Raw genomic sequence first — 10,761 nt, 5'->3', positions numbered from 1 at the left:
CGCGAGCGACCGAGCTATCGAACTCAGTGCCATCGGTAAGCGTACCGACATAATGAACTTCGACCATGTCTTCGGCAACAGGCTTCTCACCCGTACCAGGAGTCATTACTTCATATTGAAGACCAGATTCTGTGGTGACTACGCCTTCTTTAGCCTTATTAGTCTCTAAGAATGCAGAGCTATCGGCCAAGGCTGTTTCAGCAAGAAGTGTAGCTTGAGCCTCACGCTTGTCATTTAACGTCTCATCGAGCCCCTGAAGAACGGTCTGCATCTCTTCTTCTGTCAGCTTAAGCTGGTCATTAAGACCGCTACTGAAACCTGCAACAATAAGGTCACGATCGACAGGCATACCTAGTTCTTCTTGCTCTTTGATATGGCCAGACATGTATTTACCAATAGATGCACCCACACTGTAAGCTTCTTTTTGTGCTTGTGTCTTTAACTCAACATTGGCCGCTGCCTCAGTTGTTTGCTGCTCTTGGTTACAAGCTGACAGACCGATAACGGCCAAAGCAACCAGTGATAATTTATAAATAGATTTCATTTAAAAGCTTCCTCAGGATCTTCTAGTCGTGACAATAACCTTATCTTATAAGGCGATCCACTTTATACTAGTTAAATACGTTATTCCAATTACATTACTTATGTTTAATCAAGCTATGTAAATGCTATTTCACTTGAGCTAGAGACAACAGCATTGAGGGCAAGTTCATGAAAAGTTTCTTTTCGATTGTTTTTTGCACTCTCGCCATTTCAGCTTGTCAGCCTGATGCCATAGACACACAGGCATTGATCACCGAGCCTAGCTATGATGCCTGCCTGTCTCAGAATGGACAATTAGCCCTGGTTAGCACGGCCCATAGCGGAATTTAGCTGTGGGATCTCGACACGGGCAGGCAAAAATACACTTGGTTACACAGTGGATCCGATAATGACGCCTTCGATGTCGCCATCTCTGCCAATCAAATGTTTGCCGCTTCCTTAAGCAGAAAATCAGTCGCCCTCTGGAGCATCCTAAATGGCTCATCTTTAGGTTGGTGGTCACTGCCATCGACCGGGCAAAGTGTGGCGGTATCCGACTCAGGTTCATTGCTCATAGGCCTCACCGATGGCAGTGTCATGTCGCTGATGCCGTCGGCCGCCACCAAGACCCCTTCCTTAATTAAATTTCTCGGCCATGCAGAAAAAGTGAATAGTGTGGCCCTTTCCGCCGATGGCAAACTGGCCCTAACCGGCTCAAACGATATGCAAGCCATCTTGTGGCACAGCACCACAGGTCAGCCCATTCATCGCTGGAAGTTCGATAACCGAGTCATTAAGGTGAGCTTAAATGACTCAGGCAGCCTGTCATTTATGAGTGACAGCACTAAAATAGCCAAGATTATGGATAATCTCACCGGCGAACAAATCAGTCAGTTAAAAATCAACCGTCGGAAAATGAACTTTTCGGCGGTGCGCTTTTCAAACCATGATACCTTACTCCTGACAGGCACCCCGGCGAGAGAAGTTAGGGTCTGGGACATAAAAACCGGTCATTCCTTGGCCAACTGGCAGGTTCAGCGTACCAAACATGCCCAAATCAAGGGCGCCGTTGTATACTCTGTCGCTAACCTGGATTCAAACCAGATCCGTACCATTAGCAGCAATGGCTTAGTCGAGACTTGGCCAGTGCCTGTCCATTAGAGGTAAAAATGCAACAATTAGAACAGAGAGTCGAAGATCTTGAGATGAGACTGGCATTTCAGGATGTCACCATAGAAGATCTCAATCAGCAAGTGATCAAGTTAAATAGTCTGCTGTCTGATCAGCAGCAAGCAATACGACTCTTAGTCAGTAAATTACAAACCGCAGAACCGAGTGACATAGTGAGTCAGTCAGATGAGGGCCCGCCACCTCACTATTAAATATTAGTGCCAAAAAATTGAAGGATCAAGATGTTAGCTTTCAAGACCTTAATGGCCTAGAGTATCATCCAAGCTTAACGGGCTTTATTGCCCGGATTTTTCAACACGAATATGTTCATCTTCAAGGTATCACCTTGATTGAAAGGGGCGCTATGCAAGCCAATAATAGCCTCAATGAGGCTGTACGATGAAAAGTACCATGAAGAGCACAATGAAACATTGGCTATTAATCCCTCTGTTGAGCCTCAGCCTATCTGGTTGTGCATTTAACAGTATTTTCATCAATTACCCGTCGCAAATTGCCCCGATAAAAGCCCAGCTCAACACGAATACCCCCATGAAAGGGATTGAAGATGTGGCATCGAATATCTCCGGCGCAGATGGCCTGCTCTATGCTCAGGAAGCTGGACGAGTCGCTCAGATCAGTGGCGATTTCGAGGCGAGTAAAAATTACTATCAACAAGCCGTTGCTGCCTATCTCAAATTTGATGATAAGGCGACCTTGAGTGTCACGGATCTAGGCGCCACCGCCAGCAGTCTATTTATAAACGACAATGTGATCCCCTATCGCGGACCGGGTTATGAACGTGTGATGTTGCACCAATATCAAGCACTAAACTACTTGTTCAGTGGCGATCGAGAAGGCGCCTTAGTAGAAGTCAGACGCAGTAACCAGCTGCAAAGCTCAGAACAGGCCAGATATCAAAAATCACAGAAATCAGTTCAAGCCATGGCGAACGGCACCATAGATGCGGAAATGAATAAACTCGACAAGGCCGCGGGCACAGTCACCAGCTCCTTCTTAAATGCCTACAGCTACTACACCACGGGTCTGTTACATGAAATTTTAGGCGAGCCCAACGATGCGTTTATCGATTACCGTAAAGCCGCGCAAATTACCCCTGATAACCCCTATCTGCAACAAGATCTTGTCCGTTTAGCGACACAGCTCTCCATGCCTCAACAGCAGGAGTTTGAACGTAGATGGGGAAAACCTAAGTTCCAAAAGAAGGGGGAAGGCCAAGTCATAATCCTGCTCGAACGTGGCTTTGTCCCTGAAAAGAAGAGTATAACGATTCCCTTCACTATTCATGGCAACTGGCAGACCGCCTCATTAGCCACTTATACTTCAAATTCTCGTGCTGTTGCAAAAGGTAAACTAAGCGGCTTAGGCAAGACCTTAACCGCGGCTCCCATCGCCAATATAGGCGCACTGGCAATCACGGCCCTCAAGGAAGATCTCCCGGCCGCCTTATTGAGGCAGGCAGCCAGAGTCTATGCCAAGTCTGAGATGGCCAGAAGCGTAGAGAGCAGCAGCAAGAAGAGACATAACGAAACCGATTTTGCCGCCATCGCCATGCAGATATTCAACGTAGTGACGGAGCAAGCCGATAGACGCAGCTGGCTTACCCTACCCAAACAAGCACAAATTGCCAGAACTTACCTCAAAAATGGTCGTTACTCACTCAAGCTTGATAATTCACCGAGCCAAGAAATAGAAGTGAAGAGCGGTAGAACAACCTTAGTTTGGGTAATAGACACTGGTAATCACACACGTTTTTATTCAATAATCATCTAATACACATTTAATGGAAGCCACTATGAAAAATTTTAAACTCATTTTTATGCTAGCTGTCGCTGTCGGACTGGTTGGTTGCCAATCAAAAGTCGAATATGGTGACGCCACTGAGGTGGAAACGGTCAATGAAAACTTCGGTTCTTCAGATCTTCAATCCATCACGGCTAAGATGGTTGATAGCATGCTGACGTTCCCACCTATCGTGGCGATGACACTAAACGACCGTCCCATCATGTTTGTCGATAAGATCAAGAACAAGACTTCAGAGCATATCGATACAGAATCGGTCACTGACTCGATCAGCAACAAGTTACTACGCTCGGGTAAGTTCCGCTTTATCGACATGACCAAGGTAGACGAAGTGCGTAAGCAGCTGGACTACCAGAACAATGCCGGTATGGTTGACCCATCTACCGCCATCAGCTTCGGTCGTCAAATTGGCGCCCAGTACATGCTTTATGGCAATCTTTCCAGCATAGTTAAGCAATCAGGCAGCACTAAAGATGTTTACTACAAGATGACCATGCGTCTGATGGATCTCGAAACAGGCCTTATCGAATGGTCTGATGAGAAAGAGATCCGTAAGGTTAAGTCTAAGTCATTCCTGGGACTGTAATTTAGCGTAACTTGCTAACTTGATAAAAATGCCAGTCTAGATGACTGGCATTTTTATATAATCAACTGCCAACATCCCCCTTTCTATAACAAAAAGTCATTCGAGCTTGCTTGTTATCGCACTCGGCAAAGAAATCGGTTAGTGTTGCCACTCATCTCTCAACTGCCGGGAACCAAGCTGTGAATCTACTGCGTGTCTGTCTGCTCTGCCTTGTCTCACTACTGCTCATCTCATGTAACAGCACCAGCCAACCTAAGGTTCACGATAGCGTTTCACGCAACTCTTCTGCCGCTAAGCTAGCCTTAGCCCAGTCTCGTAGTGCCCGAATCTCAGCAGTCAGCTATCAAATAACATTGGATTTAACCCAAGCTGAGCACTTCAGTGGCAGCACACAAGTTAATTTTCAGCTATCCGATACCAGTACGCCGCTCTCCTTAGACCTGCTCCGAGCCGACATAAAATCATTTATCATTAATGGTCACAAAATTTACCCCAGCTATAACGGTAAGGCCTTTATCTTGAGCCCGAGTCTCTTGCTGTCTGGCAGTAACGCGGTGGAGATCAGTTACACACAAAATTATGGCAACTATGGCATGGGCTTAGTCCGCTTCGTGGATCCAAAAGATGCTAACGTCTATCTTGAATCGAACTTCTCCCCCGATGCCGCCAGCATGATGTTTCCCTCATTCGATCAACCCAATCTAAAGGCCAGCTATAGCCTGAATGTCACAGTGCCCAAAGACTGGGTGGTCATCAGCTCAGTCAAAGAACAGAAAATCATAGACTCATCCGAGTCAAACCAGTGGCAATTTCCTACTAGCCCAATATTGAGCCCGCATATGTTTTCCCTGCACGCGGGTGCCTATCGCGTCTGGCAAGATGACAGTACTCAAGCAAGCTACCCCATTCGCTTATTTGCCAGGCAAGCTATCGCAGACGACATCTCCCCGCAACTCTGGTTTGCAGATATCGATAAAGGGCTCCGCTTCATGGAAGAGTATTTACACGCTCCCTACCCATTCAACAAGTTCGATCTGCTGCTTAGCCCGACTCTGACCAATAACGACTCACTCGCCAGCGCAGCAGTCATCAGCATAGATGAGAATATCGCTCTCTTTGCGGGTCTCTCCCCGCAAGAGCAACAAGAACGCATGGCAATAACCAGCATGACTGGCCTCTCCGCCCAATGGTTTGGCGCGCTCATTAGCATAAACTGGTGGGACGAAAGCTGGTTGAATATGAGCCTAGGCTCGCTGATAACCAACAAGACCTTGGCTCAGCTTGGCTACGGCCCTCAAGAATCGAAGCCCTTCTATGACCCGATAAAATCCAGGGCTTATATGGATGATGTGCTATTCGCCAATCATGCCTATGGGTCGGGACTGCCTTCGGTCGGAGTCTACAAGGGAGAGGCGAGTTTACTGGGACTCGAGCATTTGATCGGTGAGGCAGATTTTAGACTCGGCCTGAAAAGCTACCTGGAAAAATTTGCCTCTCGAAATGCCAGCCCGGCCGACTTTTTTGCCAGCCAGAGTATCCATGCCAAACGCGACCTGACTCAATGGCAGAGAGATTGGCTCTACACTCCCGGTGTGAATACCCTAAGAGCTGAGTTCGCCTGTAAAAATAACCGCATAAGTGAGTTTTCCCTCCTACAATCACCAGCCAACGAGCAAAGCCCTACCCTGAGGGAGCAGAAGATAACACTGGCACTGTTTACCAAGGGCAGAAATGAGCTGCACCGAGTCCGCACTATGTCGCTAAGCTACAAGGGTGAGAGGACGCGAGTTAAGCAGTTAAACGGCACTCGATGTCCAGATCTTGTCTATCCTAACTATCTCGATTCAGGCTACGTGAAAGTAAGCTTGGATAGCCGCTCGCTCGAGACGGTGAAGCAGCACCTCAATATGCTCAAAGAGCCTAAGTTACGCTCCATGTTATGGCAGAGCTTGTGGGAGAGCGTATCTGACGGTGAACTGGCATTAAATGAATACTTAGGCGTAGTCTTCATTAATCTCCCCAAAGAGAAGGAGCCAGCCATCCTGAAACAGGTGCTGACCAATCTTAATCAGAGTAAATCTGACCTCGAGCAGATACTGCCAAATCACCGCAGTTATATTCACATGGCACTGAAAGGCTTAGAGCAGATGAGCCTGAGAAAAACCATGGTCAACGGTGACAGCGTCGATATTCAACGCCTCTGGTTTAATGCCTATATTCAATTTTCACGCAGCCAGGATGCCTTGACTCACCTCGTTGAATTGTTGGCAGGCAAGGCCAGTATCCAGGGATTGAAAATAGATCAACAGATGCGCTGGAACATCATCACCCAAGTCAATCGTTATGACTATTTGGGTAGCCGCGCTCTGATAGACCAAGAGCTGAGTACAGATCTGAGCCCGCGCGGCAAAAATGCCGCCATTGCGGCTCGGGTATCCAGACCCGAAGCCGGCATTAAACGCTATTGGTTGACTCATATTCAACATGACAGCCAATTGCCATTTTCGACACTCGGTATCGCCATGGCCCACCTGTACCCAAGAGAGCAACAACGATTAAGCTCAGCGAGTTCAGAGCAGAGACTCGAGTCACTCACTCAAGTAGACGAGCAAAAGAGTGACCGTTTTATGCAAGTATATGGCCGATATTTGATCCCGACTCGATGCACCCACGGGGGAATAGCCATACTCGAAAAAACCATCAATACGCAGCATGGACTCTCGGCGACCACTCAAAAAGCCTTATTACAAACACACCAGAGTGAGTTGAGATGTGTCGCCATTAAGGAGCGCTTGCTGAACTAAGGGGTAATCTCGTGAGCGAGTTCAACCTGATCTGGGGTTAACTTGGTCTGGACCAGTTTGGTTTATATGATTAATGTTTAGTAAGAAGCGCTAACGTTCGATAGTAGACTCGCATACAAAAATATTAACTAACTGATTAATATTAACATTTAGTCATGGCATAGAGATTGTTTTTACAATGTTTATGCCATGACTAACGATCAACAATTACCAACAATTACCAACAATTAGAATCTGTTCAAGCACAATTGCAGAGAAACCATAGTCACTGACAAGTCATATCAACTCGGTGAACAGATAGATAAGCTATAGCCATCAGACATTTTTGTTTAGCTAGCTGGAATGCAAGGCCAAAACACAAAAAACCAGTGCATAGCGATATGCACTGGTTTCATTTATTCGTCAGACGACTTAACGCCGCTTAAACGAAAAGCTCTTTAATATTCGCCAGATCACTTTTACCTTCGAGGATCTCCTTGGCCGATAAACCAGAGACTTCATGAGGAAAAACTAACCAGTCTTCCGACTCATGAAGGTAATAATCAGGCTTTAGCGGCACCGAAGTATTCTTGGGCTTATAGTAAGGGCAGGCAATACGCACATCTTTTGGCATATTCAAACGCATCAACTCGCTGAGCTTATCCTTGAGTGCGTGAATACTGCGGCCCGAATCGAACACATCATCGACAATCAACAAACCATCATCGGCATTGGCATTCTCAACGATATAATGCAGTCCATGAACCTTGATTTTCTTATTCTGTTTGTCGGTGCCGATCCCATAATAAGAAGAGGTACGTACCGCAATATGATCGGTTTCAACCTGTTTAAAATCGAAATATTCCTGCACCGCAATCCCTATAGGTGCACCACCACGCCAGATCCCGACGATAAATTGTGGACGAAAACCGCTCTCATAAACCTGCGCCGCCAGGCGAAATGAATCTTCGAGCAATCCCTGTGCGGTAATAAAGTGCTTATCTGACATTCGACCATCCCCATCTTGTTATTTATTTAGGTCAACTCGGTAGGCAAAACGCTCATTCCAAAGACGGAATATGCGCTATTTTATGCCGGTGAAATAATCACAGGTTAAAGTGTAGGCATCTACCCGATTTTGGGGCCGAATTTTATACTAAAATGAAATTTGTTGCTTCATTTAAAATCAAAACTTAGACGCTAATCGCTATTTAGCCTCAAAGCAATGGCTAATTCGGAGATTGAAGCAGGGGGGGGGGGGAAGCAGTAGGCTATCGAAAAATGAGCCACAACTAATTAAATGTGGCTCATGGTTTACTTTGAAATGCTGATCAGGTTTTACACTCTTAAATTAACCGCTAACTGACATTCACCACTTGCGCCGTCCCTATGGCACAAACACAGCTTTGCTGTTTGCTCATATCTTCGCTGAAATCTGCAGAAAGTATGGTATCGACATAATGCCAGTCACTGCGTACCTGCTCGGCAGTGAAGGTGAGCACCATAAAGCCTCTGTCTCTTAAGTTGGTATACTTGAGACCCTCGACCATCTCTTTGAGACCCGCTTCGGTTTGCACCTGTTGATCTTCCGGGATCCCCAGATAGTACTCGAGTCCGGGAGAAGATACCGAGCTGGTCGCAAACTCCACGCCCACAGGATCACCATGACTGTCCATAAGCTCATTTGCCCAGGCATTATGGGTATCTCCCGCCAGTACCACTAAATTACAGCCTATCGACTTAGCCGTGGCCAGAACCACTTCACGCTCATAGGCGTAGCCATCCCAGGCATCTAAGTTATAAGGGACTGCAGGCATCTGCAGCAACGCCATGGCCTCGGGTGTTAGCCTGTGCTGATTCTCGATAAGAAAGGTATATTCAAATGTCGTCACCGTCGGATCTTTCGCCTCCCAGCGGGCGGCGATTTTCGCCAGGGCCGCCAGCTCACCAAACTCTGACACGCTAAGCTTTTGCATGGCAATTGCTGCCGGTAGCAACATGCTGCCCATCAAGACTTGCTGGCCTAAAACCTGCCACTTTCCCGTCGCTGTCAGCAGGCTAGATTGCAGCCATTGCAGCTGCTCTGTGCCCAGCAAGGTTCGCTCAGTTGCCGTCACTGCCGCCATAAACTTTTGACTGTCCATGGCTTGGGTCACAGGATCGATATAATCGGCATAATCTAAGGCCTTATCACGGGCTAAGACTCGCGTATCTAACATATGCAGATCGACCAGATCTCCGAAACTAAAGGAGCGGTATATCTCCTCATGATTGCCTTCACGCCAAGGGCGGATGGGCAACCACTCGAAATAAGCTTGCAGGGCCCCCTGCTTTCTCGCATCGAAATCACCTTCATCCTCGTTGTGATTCTCGGCGCCATCCTTCCAGGTATCGTTAGCGACTTCATGGTCGTCCCATACCGTAATAAAGGGCACCTTGGCATGTAGTCCCGCCAGGCTTGGATCGGTTCGATATTGCGCATAGCGGGTGCGATAATCACCTAAGGTGAATAGCTCACCAGCCGGTAAAACCTCACGGCCCATGTCGGCGGCATACTCGCCGCGAGCATATTCATAGATATAGTCCCCTAAATGAATAACCGCATCTAAGCCCTCTTGTTGAGCCGCTAACGCATACACATTGAAGTGTCCTGCCGGAAAGTTCGCACATTCGCACAAGAGAGCACCGCCAACTTGACTTGATCTATGGCCCCTTGAGGCAAGGTGAGCGTCCGTCCTACTTCAGAGACGGCTTCCCCTTGCTTAAAACGGTAGAAATATTCAGTCCCGGCGTCCAGTCCGGTTGCATCCACCTTAATGGTGTAATCTCGCTCGGCACTGGTGGTGGTTTCACCATTGATGACTAAATCAGTGAAATCCGTATCCGTAGCAAGCTCCCAAGCAACCGTGAGCTCCCCTTCCACTTCCGGCGTCACTCGCGTCCACAAGATGATTGCATCATGGCTAGGATCGCCGCTGGCGACGCCATGTAAAAACTCAGCCTTAACCGCATCATCACTGCTGCTGTTACTGTCACTACAGCCCATCAAGCCATATGACACCACTGCCGCGCCCACACCTTTAGCCGACATCTCCAAAAAATCCCGACGTGTAAATCTGCGTTTCATTATTATTATCCTTAAAATACACAAGTGGTAAGAGGTCTAACGAGTATTATGCAACACTACTATTACATTCGTGCTACACATTGTCTGATGTGGTGGATACGTGCGCAGACAAAGAGAATTGGGGTGTTTATACCATTCCGAGTAAGTATCAGATCATTCAGCGGGAGTTCAAAGCGCGGTAGGCAAGGCGAATGTTTGAAGCTAATAGTTATTCTCGGCAACAAGCTCCTGCGTTGCTCTACCTCCTGCATCTGACCTCCATGGAAGGAGGAAATGTCTTATTTTGTATGGAACAAAATAGACCATGCAGTCGTATATCGAGAACATACAACGTAGCATAAAGGGCTTTGCCCTTTGCTTTAAACATCAGCCGCACTGCGTGAGGCTCTCAGTGTTTTCACTTCTGTGTTACATTGACTTAAAAGGGAATAACCATTTCCTCATCAATGCGCCTTGAATTGAAAAAACTGAGAGTCTCTGAACTGACCAGATACTTATATGGAATGGTATTACTTTAGAGACAAGGCGATTGAGCCAGACCCTCAATTGCAATCAGACATAAGGACAAGTGGATGAAAGTACAAGATATTATGACTAGGCAAGTGGTGTGTATCAGCGATCAGGCCAGCTTAAAAGATGCTCAAGGCAAAGTTGAAGGCATAGTCACCTCTTCAGATTTTGTGAAACTGTGCGCCAAGCTTCTTAAGCTATCGACAAGTTAACCCCTAAAACAGCTTAAGTTTCACACAGAA

General features: G+C 47.0%; 7 protein-coding genes and 3 pseudogenes. 7 read left to right on the top strand and 3 right to left on the bottom strand.

What is annotated here, in order from left to right; genetic code table 11:
- Positions 1 to 544: FKBP-type peptidyl-prolyl cis-trans isomerase N-terminal domain-containing protein (locus tag KT99_RS08915; protein ID WP_005499140.1), on the bottom strand; the 544-nt coding region annotated here is incomplete at its 3' end.
- A 167-nt stretch (positions 545 to 711) separates the two neighbouring features.
- Here KT99_RS08915 and KT99_RS08910 point away from each other — a divergent pair.
- The 6 genes and pseudogenes from KT99_RS08910 (at position 712) to pepN (ending at position 6,903) form a co-directional block, all read left to right on the top strand.
- Positions 712 to 1,683: pseudogene (locus KT99_RS08910) on the top strand (WD40 repeat domain-containing protein).
- Positions 1,684 to 1,691: 8 nt separating this feature from the next.
- The gene (locus tag KT99_RS08905; RefSeq protein ID WP_005499133.1) at positions 1,692 to 1,904 is read left to right on the top strand and encodes a SlyX family protein; all 213 of its coding nucleotides are present in this window, start codon (positions 1,692 to 1,694) and stop codon (positions 1,902 to 1,904) included.
- 29 nt (positions 1,905 to 1,933) lie between these two features.
- Positions 1,934 to 2,095, top strand: a pseudogene (locus KT99_RS21615) (peptide deformylase); the annotation flags it as partial.
- Entirely contained in the window at positions 2,092 to 3,483 is a 1,392-nt protein-coding gene (locus KT99_RS08900) for a COG3014 family protein (protein ID WP_005499131.1), read from the top strand. The pseudogene KT99_RS21615 and the gene KT99_RS08900, both read left to right, overlap by 4 nt.
- A gap of 22 nt (positions 3,484 to 3,505) precedes the next feature.
- The gene (lpoB, locus tag KT99_RS08895; protein ID WP_198402008.1) at positions 3,506 to 4,099 is read left to right on the top strand and encodes a penicillin-binding protein activator LpoB; all 594 of its coding nucleotides are present in this window, start codon (positions 3,506 to 3,508) and stop codon (positions 4,097 to 4,099) included.
- Positions 4,100 to 4,278: 179 nt separating this feature from the next.
- Positions 4,279 to 6,903, top strand: coding sequence for an aminopeptidase N (gene pepN / locus KT99_RS08890; protein ID WP_040571780.1), 2,625 nt, complete (start codon positions 4,279 to 4,281; stop codon positions 6,901 to 6,903).
- Positions 6,904 to 7,324: 421 nt separating this feature from the next.
- Here the strand turns inward: pepN and KT99_RS08885 are convergent, their stop codons facing one another.
- Positions 7,325 to 7,891 carry a phosphoribosyltransferase gene (locus tag KT99_RS08885; protein ID WP_005499128.1) on the bottom strand — a complete coding sequence of 189 codons (567 nt, stop codon included), beginning with the start codon at positions 7,889 to 7,891 and terminating at the stop codon, positions 7,325 to 7,327.
- Positions 7,892 to 8,240: 349 nt separating this feature from the next.
- A pseudogene (locus KT99_RS08880) lies at positions 8,241 to 10,009 on the bottom strand (alkaline phosphatase D family protein).
- Between the two features lie 572 nt (positions 10,010 to 10,581).
- On the opposite strand from KT99_RS08880, the gene KT99_RS21985 reads away from it, so the two are divergent.
- Complete coding sequence (locus KT99_RS21985; protein WP_005499125.1) at positions 10,582 to 10,731, top strand: hypothetical protein; 150 nt, start codon at positions 10,582 to 10,584, stop codon at positions 10,729 to 10,731.
- Positions 10,732 to 10,761: the final 30 nt, after the last annotated feature.

Source organism: Shewanella benthica KT99, from assembly GCF_000172075.1.
In the GTDB taxonomy this organism is placed as follows: Bacteria; Pseudomonadota; Gammaproteobacteria; order Enterobacterales; family Shewanellaceae; genus Shewanella; species Shewanella benthica_A.
Note: the sequence above shows the minus strand (reverse complement) of the source record. Positions and strands in the feature narration are given on the sequence as shown.